17 protein-coding genes are annotated in these 17876 nt (G+C 59.6%); 8 read left to right on the top strand and 9 right to left on the bottom strand.

Annotated features, from left to right (window positions below):
* Positions 1 to 78: 78 nt before the first annotated feature.
* From mreC to tldD, 7 genes are all read left to right on the top strand, one after another.
* Positions 79 to 1218, top strand: coding sequence for a rod shape-determining protein MreC (gene mreC / locus AC30D7_RS09435; protein WP_490133967.1), 1140 nt, complete (start codon positions 79 to 81; stop codon positions 1216 to 1218).
* The gene (gene mreD / locus AC30D7_RS09440) at positions 1218 to 1709 is read left to right on the top strand and encodes a rod shape-determining protein MreD (RefSeq protein ID WP_105340069.1); all 492 of its coding nucleotides are present in this window, start codon (positions 1218 to 1220) and stop codon (positions 1707 to 1709) included. The genes mreC and mreD overlap by 1 nt, the downstream gene beginning before the upstream one ends.
* A 43-nt stretch (positions 1710 to 1752) precedes the next feature.
* Positions 1753 to 2349, top strand: coding sequence for a Maf family protein (locus AC30D7_RS09445; protein ID WP_490133860.1), 597 nt, complete (start codon positions 1753 to 1755; stop codon positions 2347 to 2349).
* 57 nt (positions 2350 to 2406) lie between these two features.
* Positions 2407 to 3864 carry a ribonuclease G gene (rng, locus tag AC30D7_RS09450; RefSeq protein ID WP_490133861.1) on the top strand — a complete coding sequence of 486 codons (1458 nt, stop codon included), beginning with the start codon at positions 2407 to 2409 and terminating at the stop codon, positions 3862 to 3864.
* Positions 3865 to 3939: 75 nt separating this feature from the next.
* A complete protein-coding gene (locus AC30D7_RS09455; protein WP_490133862.1) occupies positions 3940 to 7743 on the top strand; it encodes a YhdP family protein in 3804 nt (1267 codons plus the stop codon).
* Positions 7744 to 7896: 153 nt separating this feature from the next.
* Positions 7897 to 8751: a carbon-nitrogen hydrolase family protein gene (locus AC30D7_RS09460; RefSeq protein ID WP_490133863.1), complete on the top strand. Its 855-nt coding sequence runs from the start codon at positions 7897 to 7899 to the stop codon at positions 8749 to 8751.
* Between the two features lie 12 nt (positions 8752 to 8763).
* Positions 8764 to 10206 carry a metalloprotease TldD gene (tldD, locus tag AC30D7_RS09465; protein WP_018927212.1) on the top strand — a complete coding sequence of 481 codons (1443 nt, stop codon included), beginning with the start codon at positions 8764 to 8766 and terminating at the stop codon, positions 10204 to 10206.
* A 60-nt stretch (positions 10207 to 10266) separates the two neighbouring features.
* Here the strand turns inward: tldD and yjgA are convergent, their stop codons facing one another.
* Complete coding sequence (yjgA, locus tag AC30D7_RS09470; protein ID WP_490133864.1) at positions 10267 to 10791, bottom strand: ribosome biogenesis factor YjgA; 525 nt, start codon at positions 10789 to 10791, stop codon at positions 10267 to 10269.
* A 108-nt stretch (positions 10792 to 10899) separates the two neighbouring features.
* Between yjgA and pmbA the strand changes: the two genes are divergently transcribed.
* A complete protein-coding gene (pmbA, locus tag AC30D7_RS09475) occupies positions 10900 to 12246 on the top strand; it encodes a metalloprotease PmbA (RefSeq protein WP_490133865.1) in 1347 nt (448 codons plus the stop codon).
* Between the two features lie 106 nt (positions 12247 to 12352).
* Here pmbA and AC30D7_RS09480 read toward each other — a convergent pair whose 3' ends face one another.
* The 8 genes from AC30D7_RS09480 to lptC form a co-directional block, all read right to left on the bottom strand.
* Positions 12353 to 12628, bottom strand: coding sequence for an HPr family phosphocarrier protein (locus AC30D7_RS09480; protein WP_490133866.1), 276 nt, complete (start codon positions 12626 to 12628; stop codon positions 12353 to 12355).
* 15 nt (positions 12629 to 12643) lie between these two features.
* Entirely contained in the window at positions 12644 to 13501 is an 858-nt protein-coding gene (gene rapZ / locus AC30D7_RS09485; RefSeq protein WP_007941240.1) for an RNase adapter RapZ, read from the bottom strand.
* A gap of 2 nt (positions 13502 to 13503) precedes the next feature.
* Entirely contained in the window at positions 13504 to 13968 is a 465-nt protein-coding gene (gene ptsN, locus AC30D7_RS09490; RefSeq protein ID WP_454184907.1) for a PTS IIA-like nitrogen regulatory protein PtsN, read from the bottom strand.
* Between the two features lie 12 nt (positions 13969 to 13980).
* On the bottom strand, positions 13981 to 14289 hold the full coding sequence (hpf, locus tag AC30D7_RS09495) for a ribosome hibernation-promoting factor, HPF/YfiA family (protein WP_007941242.1): 309 nt from the start codon (positions 14287 to 14289) through the stop codon (positions 13981 to 13983).
* Positions 14290 to 14363: 74 nt separating this feature from the next.
* Positions 14364 to 15857 carry an RNA polymerase factor sigma-54 gene (locus tag AC30D7_RS09500; RefSeq protein WP_490133867.1) on the bottom strand — a complete coding sequence of 498 codons (1494 nt, stop codon included), beginning with the start codon at positions 15855 to 15857 and terminating at the stop codon, positions 14364 to 14366.
* 184 nt (positions 15858 to 16041) lie between these two features.
* Positions 16042 to 16767 (bottom strand): LPS export ABC transporter ATP-binding protein, encoded by a 726-nt coding sequence (lptB, locus tag AC30D7_RS09505; RefSeq protein ID WP_018927206.1) that lies wholly within the window; start codon positions 16765 to 16767, stop codon positions 16042 to 16044.
* Positions 16767 to 17315, bottom strand: coding sequence for a lipopolysaccharide transport periplasmic protein LptA (gene lptA, locus AC30D7_RS09510; protein ID WP_490133868.1), 549 nt, complete (start codon positions 17313 to 17315; stop codon positions 16767 to 16769). The genes lptB and lptA overlap by 1 nt, the downstream gene beginning before the upstream one ends.
* The gene (lptC, locus tag AC30D7_RS09515; RefSeq protein ID WP_019647656.1) at positions 17302 to 17874 is read right to left on the bottom strand and encodes an LPS export ABC transporter periplasmic protein LptC; all 573 of its coding nucleotides are present in this window, start codon (positions 17872 to 17874) and stop codon (positions 17302 to 17304) included. The genes lptA and lptC overlap by 14 nt, the downstream gene beginning before the upstream one ends.
* Between the last annotated feature and the right edge of the window lie 2 nt (positions 17875 to 17876).

Consider the following 17876-nt stretch of genomic DNA (forward strand, 5'->3'; position numbering starts at 1 on the left):
TTATCTTCTGTCAGTCTGCATCCAAGCCGGTTTGATGCCGTATGAATAAAGAGAACATTTGCCTGGGAGGAGCGGCTTATTAAACCGCTTTTCACCAAAGGCCCCTCACTGGGCGTGCGCTTGTTGGTGCTGGTCGTGTTATCGGTCGCGCTGATGGTGGTCGATGCCCGCTTCACACTGCTCAAGCCAGTGCGTAGCCAAATGTCGCTGGTGCTGATGCAGTCTTACTGGATCACCGACCTGCCGCAGCGGCTATGGCAAGGTGTGGCCAGCCAATTCGGCAGCCGGACCGAACTGGTTGCCGAAAACGAAAAACTCAAAACCGAAAACCTGCTGCTGCAGGGGCGCATGCAAAAGCTTGCCGCCCTCACCGAGCAGAACGTTCGGCTGCGCGAGTTGCTCAACTCTTCCGCACTGGTCAATGAGAAGGTCGAAGTGGCCGAGTTGATCGGCATGGACCCCAACCCCTTCACCCATCGCATCATCATCAATAAAGGTGAGCGCGACGGTGTGATCCTCGGTCAGCCGGTGCTCGATGCCCGTGGCCTGATGGGGCAGGTGGTCGAGTTGATGCCGTACACCTCTCGCGTACTGTTGCTGACCGACACCACCCACAGCATTCCGGTGCAGGTGAACCGTAATGGTCTGCGGGCGATCGCCAGTGGCACCGGCAACCCGGAACGCCTTGAGCTGCGCCATGTGGCCGATACCGCAGACATCAAGGAAGGCGATCTGCTGGTCAGTTCCGGCCTCGGTCAGCGTTTCCCGGCGGGTTACCCGGTGGCGACGGTCAAGGAAGTGATCCACGATTCCGGTCAGCCATTTGCCATCGTCCGTGCGGTGCCGACCGCTGCGTTGAACCGCAGTCGTTATCTACTGCTGGTGTTCAGCGACGGCCGCACGGCCGAGGAGCGCGCCAACGAAGCTGCCCAGGCCCAAGAGGCGCTGGACCGGCAGGGTGGCGGGCCGATCATTCCTGCAACTGTGCCAAAACCGGCCGCATCGCTGATACCGGCTGCCGCCGCAACTCCGGCAACTCCGGTTGCTGCGCCTGCCGCACCCGCTGCCGTGACCCCGGTCAAACCTGCTGCGGCCCATCCTGCGGCCGCCAAGCCACCTGCAACAGCCGCCAAACCGCCGGCTGCCAAACCCGTGGCCGTGAAGCCTGCTGCCAAACCGCCTGTCGCCGCGCCGGCCACCACTGGGGGAACAGAATAATGGGCGGTGCAACTTCCTCCCGAAACGGCTGGATGGTCTGGCTGACGTTCGCCATCGGCATGTTGCTCAGCGTTTCACCGCTGCCGCAATTCATGGAAATCCTGCGTCCTCTGTGGCTGGCCTTGCTGTTGGCCTTCTGGGCGTTGGCCCTGCCGCAGAAAGTCGGCATGGTCACCGCCTGGTGCCTGGGGCTGGCCGAAGACGTGTTGTATGGCACGTTGTTGGGCCAGAACGCGTTGATCCTCACGCTCATTACGTTCCTGGTGCTGTCGCTGCAGCAGCGTCTGCGCATGTTCCCGATGTGGCAGCAGAGCCTGGTGATCCTGGTTATCTTCGGTCTCGCCCAACTGGTTCAGTTGTGGCTGAGCGCCCTGACCGGTAATCGGCAGCCGACCCTGGCGCTGGTGTTGCCGGCGCTGGTCAGTGCGTTGCTCTGGCCTTGGATCAGCTTCGGTTTGCGCGGTTTGCGTCGGCGCTACAAAATCAATTGATTCGGTCAGGCATGTGCCCGTACCTCGACAGGGAGATGTCTTGATGAAATTGTTGTACCTCGCCTCAGGCTCGCCGCGTCGGCGTGAACTGCTCACGCAGATCGGCGTGCCATTCACCGCCATCAGCGCGGACATCGATGAAACCCCTTTCCCTGAAGAATCTCCATCGGCCTATGTCGAGCGTCTGGCGCGCGGCAAGGCCGAGGCCGGGCGCGGGGCGGTCGTGTCCGACGCGGATTTCTGCGTGCTGGGCGCCGACACTGCTGTGGTGCTGGGCGGTAAAATTCTTGGCAAACCAGTGGATGAAGCTGAGGCGTGCGCCATGCTTATGCTGTTGTCCGGGTGCGAGCATGAAGTGCTGACGGCGATTGCAGTGCACGATGGTGAGCGTTGCGAGTCTCTGGTGGTGCGCAGTCTGGTGCGTTTTCGCATCATCGGCCGCGACGAAGCGGCGGCCTACTGGGCCAGCGGCGAACCCCGGGACAAGGCTGGCGGCTACGGGATTCAAGGGCTGGGCGCGGTGTTCGTCGCCGGGCTCAATGGCAGCTACTCGGCGGTGGTCGGATTGCCGCTGTGCGAAACCGCAGAACTACTCGGCCATTTCGGCATACCCTGTTGGCAAACCCATAACGCGCACTGAGCGTCGTACTGACAAGATGCGGCCATTATCGTGAACATGCCTGAACGAGACCCTGCCATGAGTGAAGAGATCCTGATCAACATCACGCCGATGGAATCACGCGTGGCGGTGGTCGAAAACGGTGTTCTGCAAGAGGTTCATGTCGAACGCACGCAAAAACGCGGGATCGTCGGCAACATCTATAAAGGCAAGGTCGTGCGGGTACTGCCGGGCATGCAGGCCGCCTTCGTCGATATCGGCCTGGACCGCGCTGCATTCATTCACGCCTCGGAAATTTCCCTGCGCGAAGGCCCGGCGGTGGAGAGCATCAGCTCGCTGGTTCACGAAGGCCAAAGCCTGGTGGTGCAAGTCACCAAGGACCCGATCGGCTCCAAAGGCGCACGCCTGACCACGCAACTGTCGATCCCGTCGCGCTATCTGGTGTACATGCCGCGCACCGCCCACGTTGGCATTTCCCTGAAGATCGAAGACGAAGCCGAGCGCGAACGCCTCAAGCAAGTGGTCACAGACTGCGTGGACAAGGAAGGCATCAAGGAAGCCGGCGGTTTCATTCTGCGCACCGCTGCCGAAGGGGCCGGGGCCGATGAAATCCTTATGGACATCCGCTATCTGCGCAGGCTTTGGGACCAGATCAACGCCCAGATCAAAACCATCAGCGCGCCGAGCGTGATCTACGAAGATCTTGGTCTGGCATTGCGTACCTTGCGTGACCTGGTGAGCCCGAAGATCGAAAAAATCCGCATCGACTCTCGGGAAACCTTCCAGAAAACCACACAGTTCGTCGCCGAACTGATGCCGGAAATCGCCGACCGTCTGGAGCACTATCCGGGCGAACGACCCATTTTCGACCTGTATGGCGTCGAAGACGAAATCCAGAAAGCCCTGGAGCGCAAAGTGCCGCTCAAGTCCGGCGGTTATCTGGTGGTCGATCCGGCGGAAGCCATGAGCACGATCGACGTCAACACCGGGGCTTTCGTCGGTCATCGCAATCTCGAAGAAACCATCTTCAAGACCAACCTCGAAGCCGCTACCGCCATTGCCCGTCAGCTGCGTCTGCGCAACCTGGGCGGGATCATCATTATCGACTTCATCGACATGGAAGATGAAGAGCATCAGCGTCAGGTGTTGCGCACCCTCGAAAAGCAGCTGGAGCGCGATCACGCCAAGACCAACATCATCGGCATCACCGAGTTGGGCCTGGTACAGATGACCCGCAAGCGCACCCGCGAAAGTCTCGAACAAGTGCTGTGCGAACCGTGCAGCAGCTGTCAGGGACGTGGCAAGCTCAAGACTCCGGAAACCGTGTGCTACGAGATATTCCGCGAAATCCTGCGTGAAGCCCGTGCCTATCAGGCCGAAGGCTATCGCGTGCTGGCGAACCAGAAAGTAGTCGACCGGTTGCTCGACGAAGAGTCAGGTAACGTTGCCGAGCTCGAAGGGTTTATCGGACGCACCATTCGGTTTCAGGTAGAAACCATGTACTCCCAGGAACAATACGACGTGGTGCTGCTCTGAAGCGTTGTATTTCAATTCCATTAGAACGGCTGGCCTCAGCTTTTTGCAGTATTTTTGCCATGGGAGCCAACTGACATGGACCGTCTGACACGCATATTGGCCGCACTGACCCGCTGGGGGCTGGGCCTGTGTGCGTTGGTTTTGGTGTTGATGGCGCTGTTTGTCAGCCTCGGCCGGGAGTTGACGCCTCTAGTGGCCGAATACCGTGCCGACGTCGAAACCAAAGCCAGCGCCGCCTTGGGCATGCCCTTGCAGATCGGTGCACTGGAAGGCAATTGGAGTGGCCTCGCCCCGGTTCTGCTGGCCCATGACGTGATGGTCGGAGAGGGCTCCAATGCCCTGCGCCTGGATCAGGTGCGCGCAGTGCCGGATCTGTGGGCAAGCTTGCTGGCGCGTGAAATACGCATCGCACACCTGGAGCTCAACGGCCTGAAGATCATTCTCAAGGAAGGCGAGGACGGTCATTGGGCGTTGGAAGGGTTACCGGTGCAACAGGATCAGCCGCTGAACCCGGAGCAGTTTCTCGATCGCATGCAGATAGTCCAGCAATTGTCGGTGCTAGACAGCCAGGTGACCTTGCAGCCGCTGGATCAGCCACCGCTGACCCTGACCTACGTTGGCCTCAATCTGAGAACCGGCGTGTCGCGTCAGCGCCTGGACGCCCGCTTGACCCTGCCTGACGGCCAGCCGGTTGCGATGAGCCTGCACACCCGTATCCGCGCCAGTCAGTGGCAGGACGGCGAGGTTGAGGCTTACTTGAGCCTGCCACAAAGCGACTGGTCGAAATGGTTGCCCGAGCGCCTGACTCAACAATGGAATTTCTCCGAGATCAAGGCTGGTGGCGAACTTTGGGTGAACTGGCGCGAGGGCACCCTGCAAAGCGCCGCGATCCGTTTGAACGCGCCGCAACTCACGGGCGCCTACGCCGAGCGCAAGCCGATCCAGATCAACAATCTGGCGCTTAACGGGTATTTCCAGCGCAGCTCCACCGGCGTGCTGGTGACCCTGGATTCTCTGGCAATGAGCCTGGGTGAAACCCGCTGGGAATCGAAACTGCAATTTCAACAAACGGCGGCGACCGATACGACGCCAGAGCTCTTGCATCTGCAAGCCGACCGTATTGATCTCACGCCGCTTACTCCTTTGCTGAACGCCCTGGGACCATTGCCTGAAGGCGTCGCAACGGCCGTCGAGCGGCTCAAGGTCACCGGGATGTTGCGCAATGTGCTGATCGACCTGCGCCCGGCAGCTACCGATGACAGCAAATTCAGCTTTGCCGCCAATCTGGAACGGGTCGGCTTCGACGCCTATCACGGCGCCCCGGCAGCACGAAACGTCAGCGGCAGCATCAGCGGCGACCTCGGAAAGGGCGAGCTGCGCATGGACAGCAAGGATTTCTCCCTGCACCTGGACCCGATTTTCGCCAAGCCATGGCAGTACATTCAAGCCAATGCCCGGTTGACCTGGAAACTCGATCAAGAAGGTTTCACCCTGATCGCGCCGTACCTGAAGGTGCTGGGTGAAGAGGGCAAGATAGCTGGCGACTTCCTGATCCGCCTGCATTTCGATCACACCCAGGAAGACTACATGGACCTGCGGGTCGGTCTGGTCGACGGCGACGGTCGCTACACCGCCAAGTACCTGCCGACCGTGTTGAGCCCGGCGCTGGATGAATGGCTGCGCACGGCGATTCTCAAAGGCGCGGTGGATGAAGGTTTCTTCCAGTATCAGGGTTCGCTGAACCACGGTGCCCCGGAAACGGCACGCAGCATCAGCCTGTTTTTCAAGGTTCACGATGCCGAGCTGGCGTTTCAGCCAGGCTGGCCGTATGTCAGCAAAGTCAGCGGCGATGTGTTCATCGAAGACAGCGGTGTGCGGATCCTCGCGAACAAGGGGCAATTGCTCGACACCCAGGTCAACGACGTCTACGTCAATATTCCCCATGTGCCTGCCGGACAGAGTCCTCATCTGTTCCTCGATGGCGCGTTCGCCGGCGGGTTGGGCGATGGCCTGAAGATTCTGCAGGAAGCACCGATCGGCACCGCCGACACGTTTGCCGGTTGGGAGGGCGAGGGCGATCTGCAAGGCAAACTCAATCTGGATATCCCGCTGGTCAAAGGAGAAAAGCCGAAAATCCTCGTCGATTTCAAGACCGACAAGGCCCGTCTGAAACTCCGCGAGCCCACCCTGGAACTGACACAGCTCAAAGGCGATTTCCGTTTCGACAGTACGAAGGGGTTGAGTGGGCAAAAGATCACGGCGCGAGCGTTCGACAAGCCCGTGACCGCGCAGATCTTTGCCGATGGCAGTGCGGGCAAGCTCAACACTCGGGTTGCCGCATCGGGGCAGGTCGAGGTGAAGAAGCTCACCGAATGGCTGAACGTCACTCAGCCGTTGCCGGTGTCCGGAGTGGTGCCTTATCAACTGCAACTGAACCTTGATGGGGCCGACAGTCAATTGATGGTCAGCTCCAGTCTCAAAGGCGTGGCGGTGGATTTGCCGGCACCGTTCGGCATGGCGGCCGATGTCGGGCGCGACACCGTATTTCGCATGACACTGCAAGGACCGGAGCGGCGTTACTGGGTCAACTATGGTGAGCTTGCGAACTTCACGTTTGCGGCTCCGACCGGCAATTTCGCCGACGGTCGTGGCGAGTTGTTTCTGGGTGGCGGCGATGCCGTGCTGCCCGGCAACAAAGGCCTGCGTGTGCGCGGTGTATTATCCGAACTGGATGTCGCTCCCTGGCAGGGTCTTGTAAGCAAGTATGCCGGCCAGGATCCAGGCGACAGTGCCAAGCAATTGCTCAGCGGTGCAGATTTCAAGGTCGGTAAGCTCATTGCTTTCGGCACCATCCTCGACCAGGCGTCGGTGCAATTGACGCGCAAACCGTCCGCATGGGCTCTGCAACTCGACAGTCAGCAGGCCAAGGGCACCTTCGGTATCCCTGATGCGAAAGCCGCACCGATTGCGGTCAATCTGCAATACGTACGTTTGCCGGCCCCAGACCCGACGGTGCTGGCCGATGAAAATTCGCCGGATCCGCTGGCCACTGTGGACCCGACGAAGATCCCGGCGCTGGATATCACCATCGATCAGCTGTACCAGGGGCAGGATCTGGTGGGCGCCTGGCAATTGAAAGTCCGTCCGACCGCCAAGGGCATTACCTTCAATAGCCTGGATCTGGGCCTCAAGGGCATCCTCTTGCGGGGCAGCGGGGGCTGGGAAGGCATGCCGGGTAACTCCAGCAGTTGGTACAAGGGCCGGGTCAGTGGCAAGAACCTCGCCGACGTGCTCAAGGGCTGGGGTTTTGCGCCGAGTGTCACCAGCGAAGAATTCCATATGGATGTCGACGGTCGCTGGCCCGGCTCGCCGGCGTGGTTGGCCACCAAGCGTTTCTCCGGCAGTCTCGATGCTTCGCTCAATAAAGGTCAGTTCGTAGAAGCCGAGGGCGGTGCCCAGGCGCTGCGGGTATTCGGCCTGCTCAACTTCAACTCCATCGGCCGCCGCTTGCGCCTGGACTTTTCCGACCTGTTCGGCAAAGGCTTGAGCTATGACCGGGTCAAAGGCTTGCTGGTCGCGAGTAATGGGGTCTACGTGACCCGTGAGCCGATCTTGCTGACCGGTCCGTCGAGTAACGTGGAGCTTAACGGCACTCTGGATCTGGTGGCTGATCAGGTCGATGCCAAGTTGCTGGTGACTTTGCCGGTGACCAACAACCTGCCGATCGCCGCGCTGATCGTCGGTGCACCAGCCGTCGGCGGAGCGCTATTCCTCATCGACAAACTGATCGGTGATCGCGTGGCGCGCTTCGCCAGCGTCAGATACACGGTCAAAGGTCCGTGGAAAGAGCCAAAAATCACCTTCGACAAGCCTTTTTGAGCTTTTTTTGAAAAAGCACTCTCCGGGCCTATGGAGTAGCATGGCCAAAGGTTCTTTTGTAGCCGCCACGTTCCCTGTAGCAGCCTGCGGCAGCTGCTACAAGGGAGCGTCGTTGACCTGCGGCAGTGGGAAATCACAAAAAAGGAAATGGCCATGTCTGTAGCGGTGATTCAAATGGTCAGCCAGAGCGACGTACTGGCCAATCTGGTCCAGGCCCGTCGCCTGCTTGAGCAGGCGGCGACCGGTGGCGCGCGGCTGGCCGTGTTGCCGGAAAACTTCGCTGCCATGGGCCGTCGCGACATTGCTGACATCGGCCGCGCCGAAGCCTTGGGCGAAGGCCCGATCCTGCCATGGTTGAAACAGACCGCCCGCGACCTCAAGTTATGGATAGTAGCCGGCACGTTGCCGTTGCCGCCGGCGGATCAACCGACCGCCAAAGCGCATGCATGCTCGTTGTTGGTCGACGATCAGGGCGAGACCGTGGCGCGGTACGACAAGCTGCACCTGTTCGACGTGGACGTGGCGGACAATCGCGGGCGTTATCGCGAATCCGATGACTATGCTTATGGCAGTGGTGTGGTGGTTGCCGATACGCCGGTCGGTCGAGTCGGCCTGACGGTGTGCTACGACTTGCGATTTCCGGAGCTTTACAGCGAATTGCGTGCTGCCGGTGCGGAATTGATTACCGCGCCGTCGGCCTTTACCGCAGTGACCGGCGCGGCCCATTGGGACGTACTGATTCGCGCGCGGGCCATCGAGACTCAATGTTATGTGCTCGCGGCCGCCCAGGGTGGAACACATCCGGGGCCACGAGAGACCTTTGGTCATGCCGCCATCATCGACCCATGGGGACGGGTGCTGGCACAACAGGATCAGGGCGAGGCCGTGCTGCTGGCCGAACGCGACAGCAGCGAACAGGCGTCCATCAGGGCGCGGATGCCGGTGTCCACTCACCGGCGCTTTTTCTCGCAGGGCGCTCAGCGACCTGCATCAGAACGACGAATTTAAGGCGTAAAGCATATGAGCGAGTTGTTGTCCTCTGTCAGTGAACACCTCCTGGCGCCCGGCGGCGTAACGATCGAGAGCCTGCAAGGTGTGCTCGGCGATCTGGCCGGCCCGGGCATCGATGCCGCCGACCTGTATTTCCAGGGGCAGATTTCCGAGTCCTGGGCGCTGGAAGACGGGATCGTCAAGGAAGGCAGCTTCAACCTCGACCAGGGTGTCGGCGTGCGTGCGCAATCGGGGGAAAAAACCGGTTTCGCCTACAGCAATGCGATCACCCTCGAAGCACTGGGCGCGGCGGCCCGTGCGGCCCGTTCGATCTCCCGGGCTGGGCAGAATGGCACCGTACAAGCTTTCACCACTCAGGATGTCGCTCAGTTGTACGGGCCGGACAACCCGCTGGAGGTGATGACTCGCGCCGAGAAAGTCGAGCTGCTCAAGCGTATCGACGTGGCGACGCGTGCCCTTGACCCGCGTATCCAGCAAGTCACCGTGAGCATGGCCGGGGTCTGGGAGCGGATTTTGATCGCCTCCACCGATGGCGGTCTGGCGGCGGATGTGCGGCCGCTGGTGCGTTTCAACGTCAGTGTGATCGTCGAGCAGAACGGTCGTCGTGAGCGCGGCGGTCATGGCGGTGGCGGTCGTACCGATTACCGCTATTTCCTCAGCGAAGACCGCGCCATGGGCTATGCCCGTGAAGCTTTGCGTCAGGCGCTGGTGAATCTGGAAGCGATCCCTGCCCCGGCGGGTACGTTGCCTGTGGTGTTGGGTTCGGGGTGGTCCGGCGTGTTGTTGCACGAAGCCGTTGGCCATGGCCTGGAAGGCGATTTCAATCGCAAAGGCAGTTCGGCCTACAGTGGGCGCATGGGCGAGATGGTTGCATCGAAGCTTTGCACCATTGTCGATGATGGCACCTTGGCTGGACGTCGTGGTTCCTTGAGTGTCGACGACGAAGGCACTCCGACCGAGTGCACCACGCTGATCGAAAACGGCGTGCTCAAGGGGTATATGCAGGACAAGCTCAATGCGCGCCTGATGGGCGTGGCCCGCACCGGCAACGGTCGTCGCGAATCCTATGCGCATCTGCCGATGCCACGCATGACCAACACTTACATGCTCGGCGGCGAAAGCGACCCGGCGGAAATCATCGCCTCGGTGAAAAAAGGCATCTACTGCGCCAACCTCGGCGGCGGTCAGGTGGACATCACCAGTGGCAAGTTCGTGTTCTCCACCAGCGAGGCGTACCTGATCGAAGACGGCAAGATTACTGCCCCGGTCAAAGGCGCGACCTTGATCGGCAACGGGCCGGAAGCCATGAGCCGGGTGTCGATGGTCGGTAACGATCTGGCGTTGGACAGCGGTGTGGGGACGTGTGGCAAGGACGGGCAGTCGGTGCCGGTGGGTGTCGGCCAGCCAACGCTGAAAATCGATGCGATCACCGTAGGTGGCACAGGATCGTAAGGGGTTCTTGAAAAAGTGAAGCTTCGGGTGAGTTGCGAGGCAACTCACCCGATTCGGGACTTAACGCAAACCGCGTTGAGTCTCGTCCAGCTCACGGATGTACTTGAAGATTTTACGGCTCGAAGCCGGTGGCTTGTTGGTCGCCAGTTCGTGCTGGGCCTGACGGATCAGGGAGCGCAATTGTTGACGATCGGCCTCCGGGTAATCGACGACGAACTTCTCCAGGACGGCGTCGTCGCCTGCGATCAAGCGATCGCGCCAGCGTTCCAGGCCATGGAAACGTTCGTTGTACTGCCGGGTGGAGGCATCGAGTTGATCGAGCAGGCTCAGAATGGCGCCAGTGTCCTGATCGCGCATCAGCTTGCCGATGAACTGAAGGTGCCGTTTACGCGCGATGTTCGCGGTGTGCTTGGGCGCATCGGCCAGAGCCCGGCGCAAAGCGTCGGTCAAGGGCAGTTTTGCCAGCAGGTCAGGCTTGAGTGTTGTAAGGCGCTCGCCGAGGTCAACCAGAGCATGCAGCTCGCGTTTGACCTGGGATTTGCTTTTTTCTCCCGTATCGAGGGAGTCGTCGTAAGAATCAACCATGGTGGCCGTCCGCAAAGAAACGCCGCCATGATAACCAGTCGGGGGCCGCTTGTCCGGCCCGGTCGCTCGATGACCGTTACCGAAAGCAGAATTTGAGTGGAGAACAGCATGAGTGCAGTTGAAAGCGTCGGCCCACAAGCGTTGCCGGCACTGCAAGAACAAGTCGAGCAGATCATTGCTGAAGCCAAGCGCCAGGGTGCCAGTGCCTGTGAAGTGGCGGTATCGCTGGAACAGGGCCTGTCGACCACGGTGCGTCAGCGGGAAGTCGAAACCGTTGAATTCAATCGCGACCAGGGCTTCGGCATTACCCTGTATGTCGGTCAGCGAAAGGGCTCGGCGAGCACCTCGGCCAGTGGTCCGGAAGCGATTCGCGAAACCGTTGCTGCTGCGCTGGCAATCGCCAAACACACGTCGGAAGACGAAGCCGCAGGCCTGGCGGATGAAGCGCTCATGGCTAAGGACCTGCAGGATTTCGATCTGTTTCACCAATGGAACATCACTCCGGAGCAAGCCATCGAGCAGGCCCTGGCCTGTGAAGCGGCCGCATTTGCCGCTGATAGCCGGATCAAGAACGCGGATGGCACCACCCTCAGCACTCACCAGGGCTGCCGGGTTTACGGCAACAGCCATGGTTTCGTCGGTGGTTACGCCTCGACTCGTCACAGCCTCAGCTGCGTGATGATCGCCGAGGCTGATGGCCAGATGCAGCGTGATTACTGGTACGACGTGAACCGGCAGGGCAATTTGTTGGCCAGCCCGGAGAGCATCGGCCAGCGTGCCGCGCAACGGGCGGCGAGCCGCTTGGGCGCACGCCCGGTACCGACCTGCGAAGTGCCGGTGCTGTTTTCCGCGGAACTGGCCGGAGGTTTGTTCGGTAGTTTTCTCTCGGCGATCTCCGGCGGCAGTCTGTACCGCAAGTCGTCATTCCTCGAAGGCACGCTGGGGCAGAAACTGTTCCCTGAATGGCTGACCATCGATGAGCGTCCGCACTTGATGCGTGCCCTGGGCAGTTCGGCCTTCGACGGCGATGGCCTGGCGACTTACGCCAAACCGTTCGTTGAGAACGGTGAACTGGTGTCCTACATTCTCGGTACCTACTCCGGCCGCAAGCTGGGTATGCCGAGCACCGCCAATGCCGGCGGGGTGCACAACCTGTTCGTCACCCATGGCGACGAAGATCAGGCGGCCTTGCTGCGCCGCATGGGCCGTGGCCTGCTGGTTACCGAGCTGATGGGGCAGGGCCTGAATATGGTCACTGGCGATTACTCCCGTGGCGCGGCGGGTTTCTGGGTCGAGAACGGCGAGATCCAGTTCGCGGTGCAGGAAGTGACCATCGCCGGCAACATGCGTGACATGTTCAAGCAGATCATTGCGGTCGGTAATGACTTGGAATTGCGCAGCAACATTCGCACCGGTTCGGTGTTGATCGAGCGGATGACGGTGGCGGGTAGCTAAGCTGCGGTTGCTACAAAAAAAGCGCCACCCGATCGGGTGGCGCTTTTTTTTTGGATCATTGGATCGCAGCCCGTAGGCGCTGCCGAAGGCTGCGATCTTTTGCTGTTTATTCGCCTTCGTCAAAGTAATTGTTGATCAACTTCACCAATGCCTGCAGCGCCTCGTCAGCCTGCTCGCCTTCGGTACTCAGGTAGATTTTGGTGCCCTTGCCAGCAGCCAGCATCATCATGGCCATGATGCTTTTGCCGTCGACTGCGGATTCTGGCGTGCGTCCTACCCTGATCGTGCAATCCTTGAACTGACCGGCGACTCCGACAAATTTGGCAGACGCGCGGGCATGCAGGCCCAGCTTGTTGATGATTTCGATTTCCAGAGCAGGCATCGCGATGTGAATCCTTTAGCTGAGGTCGCGGTGGCGAACCTGGACGTTCTTCAGGGATTGTTGCAGGACCTGACCCAGACGTTCGGTCAGGTAGACAGAGCGATGATGCCCGCCGGTGCAGCCAATGGCTATGGTGACATAGGCGCGGTTGCTGGCGGCAAAGCGGGGCAACCATTTAAGCAGGTACGAGGAAATGTCCTGGAACATTTCTTCAACGTCAGGCTGCGCCGCCAGGTACTCGGCCACCGGTTGATCGAGCCCGGATTGTGCCCGCAGCTCCGGTTTCCAGTAAGGGTTGGGTAGGCAGCGCACGTCGAACACCAGATCGGCGTCCACCGGCATTCCACGCTTGAACCCGAAAGACTCCACCAGAAACGCAGTGCCGGGTTCCGGCTGATTCAGCAGGCGCAGCTTGATGGTATCGCGCAGCTGATACAGGTTCAGACTGGTGGTGTTGACCTTGAGGTCGGCCAGATCGGCGATCGGCCCCAGCAGATTGGTTTCGTCCTCTATCGCCTCCGCCAGCGAGCGATTGGCACTGCTCAGCGGGTGACGGCGGCGGGTTTCCGAAAAGCGTTTGAGCAGGGTCTCTTCATCGGCGTCCAGATACAGCACATCGCACTGGATATGCCGGCTGCGGACTTCTTCCAGCAATTCGGGAAACCGTGACAGGTGGCTAGGCAAGTTGCGTGCGTCGATGGACACGGCCACCAGCGGCTGTGCCAGTTCGGTGTGAATCAGTGCGCGTTCGGCCAGTTCCGGCAGCAGGCCGGCAGGCAGGTTGTCGATGCAGTAGTAGCCGTTGTCCTCGAGAACATCGAGGGCGGTGCTTTTACCTGAGCCGGAGCGGCCACTGACGATGATCAGGCGCATGATTAATGACCGTTTTGCTCGTCCAGGACAACCTGATACAAGGCTTCGTTGCTCGGGGCACTGCGCAGTTTTTCACGCACTTCCTTGCGATCAAGCATGCTGGCGATCTGGCGCAGTAACTCCAGGTGCGCATCGGTGGCGGCTTCCGGGACCAGCAGTACAAACAGCAGGTCAACCGGGGCGCCGTCAATGGCGTCGAAATCGATGGGTGCGTCCAGGTGCATCAAGGCACTGATGGGCGATTCGCAGCCCTTGAGACGGCAGTGGGGGATGGCGATACCGTTGCCAAAACCGGTGGAACCGAGTTTTTCACGGGCGACCAGACTCTCGAAGACATCCTGCATGGCCAGATCCGGCACTTCGCGATGGATGAGGTTGGCAATTTGCTCGAGGGCTTTCTTTTTACTGCCGCCCGGCACGTTCACCAGGGAACGGCCGGGGGTCAGGATGCTTTCAAGTCGGATCATGGGTTGGGAGTGTCAACGACCGGTCGCGCCCTGGAGGAGGCTCTGGGTCTTTTCCTTATGCTTTTTGAGTTGTTTATCCAGCTTGTCGGTCAGTGCGTCGATCGCTGCGTACATATCGGTATGTTCCGCGTTAGCGACCACTTCATTGCCGGGAATATGCAGCGTGGCTTCGATTTTCTGCTTGAGCTTCTCGACCGTCATCGTGACCTGCACGTTGGTGATCTTGTCGAAATGCCTCTCTAATCGTTCGAGTTTTTCGCCGATGTAGGTGCGAAGAGGTTCGGTCACTTCCAGTTGGTGTCCACTGATGTTGACTTGCATACAGCTTCTCCTTCGTTGCCAGTGCATAAAGCGGTAGATCAGATGATCTACCACTGGAACGCTGTGGCGTGGCTCTACATCAACCGCTTACGTTCGCTCGAAGGCGCGATCCCGAGGGATTCGCGGTACTTGGCGACGGTGCGGCGAGCCACCTGAATGCCTTGTGCCTCCAGTAAACCAGCGATCTTGCTGTCACTCAACGGCTTTTTCTGATTTTCCGCGGCAACCAGTTTTTTGATGATCGCGCGGATCGCCGTGGACGAGCATTCACCGCCTTCGGAGGTGCTGACGTGGCTGGAAAAAAAGTATTTCAGTTCATAGATGCCCCGTGGGGTATGCATGAATTTTTGCGTGGTTACCCGTGAAATCGTCGATTCGTGCATGCCCACCGCTTCGGCGATGTCATGCAGCACCAACGGCTTCATGGCCTCGTCGCCGTACTCCAGGAAGCCGCGTTGATGCTCGACGATCTGGGTGGCGACTTTCATCAGGGTTTCGTTGCGGCTTTGCAGGCTCTTGATGAACCAGCGAGCCTCCTGCAACTGATTACGCATGAAGGTGTTATCGGCGCTGGTATCGGCGCGGCGTACGAAGCCGGCGTATTGGGCGTTGACTCGCAGGCGTGGCACCGACTCCTGGTTCAATTCCACCAGCCAGCGCTCGTTGTCCTTGCGCACGATCACGTCGGGAACGACGTATTCGGCTTCGGTAGACTCGATTTGCGAACCTGGGCGCGGGTTGAGGCTCTGGACCAGTTCGATCACCTGGCGCAGTTCATCTTCCTTGAGCTTCATGCGGCGCATCAGCTGGCTGTAGTCGCGGCTGCCGAGCAGGTCGATGTAATCGGTGACCAGGCGTTTCGCCTCGGCCAGCCAAGGGGTCTTGGCGGGCAGTTGGCGCAGTTGCAGCAGCAGGCATTCACCAAGATTGCGGGCGCCGATGCCGGCAGGTTCGAATTGCTGAATGCGGTGCAGGACGGCTTCGATTTCGTCCAGTTCGATATCCAGTTCCGGATCGAAGGCATCGAGGATTTCCTCGAGGGTTTCGTCCAGATAGCCCTGATTATTGATGCAATCGATCAGGGTCACGGCGATCAGGCGATCGGTGTCGGACATCGGCGCCAGGTTCAGTTGCCAGAGCAAATGGCTTTGCAGGCTTTCGCCGGCCGATGTACGGGTGGTGAAGTCCCACTCGTCGTCATCGTTGCTCGGCAGGCTGCTGGCACTGGTCTGGTAGACGTCTTCCCAGGCGGTATCGACAGGCAGTTCGTTGGGAATGCGCTCGTTCCAGTCGCCTTCCTCAAGGTTATCCACTGTCGGGGCGGTTTCCTGGTAGGAGGGCTCCTGAATGTCGGCGTTGGGTTTTTGTTCGGTGTTGTCGGCCAAGGGGTCGGCGTTATCGAAGTCGTCGCCTTCTTCCTGGCGTTCGAGCATCGGATTGGACTCCAGGGCCTCCTGGATTTCCTGTTGCAGGTCCAGGGTCGACAATTGGAGCAGGCGGATGGCCTGTTGCAGCTGCGGTGTCATCGTCAGCTGCTGGCCCATTCTCAAGACTAGCGATGGTTTCATGGCAGGGGCTTAACACCTTATTCGCCGGCGCACATGCGCCATCCACTACAGGGCGCCGAAGCGCCAAACATAAGCAAATTATATGCCTGAAACTGAAGTGTTTGCCTAGAGCGCTGTAACAATAAAAACCTGTTGATTTTTTATTGAAATGAGCGCTCTGACGACTGGCCAGACTCCTCAGCGCTTACAGGCGGAACTCATGGCCCAGATACACTTCCTTGACCAATTCGTTGGCCAGGATGGTGGCGGAGTCACCTTCGGCGATCAGCTGGCCATCGTTGACGATGTAGGCTGTTTCGCAGATGTCCAGGGTTTCACGGACGTTGTGGTCAGTGATCAGCACGCCAATGCCTTTGGCCTTGAGGTGGTGGATGATCTGCTTGATGTCGCCCACCGAGATCGGGTCCACGCCGGCGAAGGGTTCGTCGAGGAGGATGAATTTCGGGTTGGTGGCCAGTGCCCGGGCGATTTCCACGCGACGGCGTTCGCCACCGGACAAGCTCATGCCAAGGCTGTCACGGATGTGGTGAATGTGAAATTCCTGCAGCAGGCTTTCCAACTCTTTGCGGCGACCGGCCTTGTCGAGTTCCTTGCGGGTCTCGAGGATGGCCATGATGTTGTCGGTCACCGACAGCTTGCGGAAGATCGACGCTTCTTGCGGCAGATAGCCGATACCGGCCTTTGCGCGACCGTGCATCGGCTGGTGGCTGACGTCCAGGTCGTCGATCAGTACGCGGCCCTGATCGGCCTGTACCAGGCCGACGATCATGTAGAAGCAGGTGGTCTTGCCTGCGCCGTTGGGGCCAAGCAAGCCGACAATCTGACCGCTGTCGATGGACAGGCTGACGTCGCGCACGACCTGGCGGCTCTTGTAGCTCTTGGCCAGATGCTGAGCTTTCAGAGTTGCCATTACTGGGCCTTTTGCTCGTCGGTTTTCTTTTTCGGCTGGATCACCATGTCGATACGCGGACGTGCCTCGGTGACCTTGCTGCCCGTGGCGCGACCGGCGCTGGCCAATTTTTTCACCGTGTCATAGACGATTTTTTCGCCCTGGGTGACGTTGTTGTCCTTGTCGACAACTTTGGCCTTGTCGATCAGTACGACGCGGTTTTGCGCGGCGTGATATTGGATGGTCACGCCCCAACCCTGAACAGGCTTGGTGTCGCCAGCTGTTTGCAATTGCTCGAAGTACGCCAGGTTGCCCACCGAGGTCACCACGTCGATGTCGCCAGTCGGGGTGCGAGTGATGGTCACGGTGTTGCCGGTGACCTTCATCGAGCCCTGAGTGATGATCACGTCACCTTTATAGGTGGCAATACCATTCTTGTCGTCCAGCTGGGCGTCGTCGGCCTGAATGCGGATAGGCTGCGCTTGATCGGTCGGCAGAGCCCAGGCGCTCACGCTTCCCAGTGCTGCGCTCAGACCGAGCAAAATAGGGAGAGTTTTAACGAGCCTCATACTGTCCTCTTACGTTCGATAGCAGGTGTATCCTGCTTTCTTTCAAGTACGCTTTCATTCCGTTGCCTGTCGATACACCGCCGGCGCCGTCGATTCTAACGGGTTGATCGGTCTGCGCATATTGCTGCTGCGGGAACACTGTCATACGGGTGGTGGTAATCAGGGTTTTACGGTTTTTTTCGTCGAAACGCGTGATACGTACCGAGTCGATCAACTCGACCTGGGTGCCGTCCGGGTTGACTTCGCCGCGATCGCTCTGGACGTGCCAGGGGAATTCGGTGCCGCGAAACATGTTCAGGTCAGGGTTGGACAGCAACGTCACTTCCGTCGCCTTCAGGTGTTCGACCTTGTCGGACGTCATTTCATACTGCAATTTGCCGTCCGGCAGGTACTGCACGCTGTGGGCGTTGATGGCGTAATAGTCGATCGCGCTTTCATCGACCTTGACCACTGGCTTGTCGAGGAAACGTTCCGGGCTGATGTTCCAGTAGCCGACCGCGGCGAACAGTGCCGCGATACAGCCGAATATCAGGATGTTACGAATCTTTTTGCTCAGCATGA

It is taken from the genome of Pseudomonas sp. DF5 (assembly GCF_058148225.1).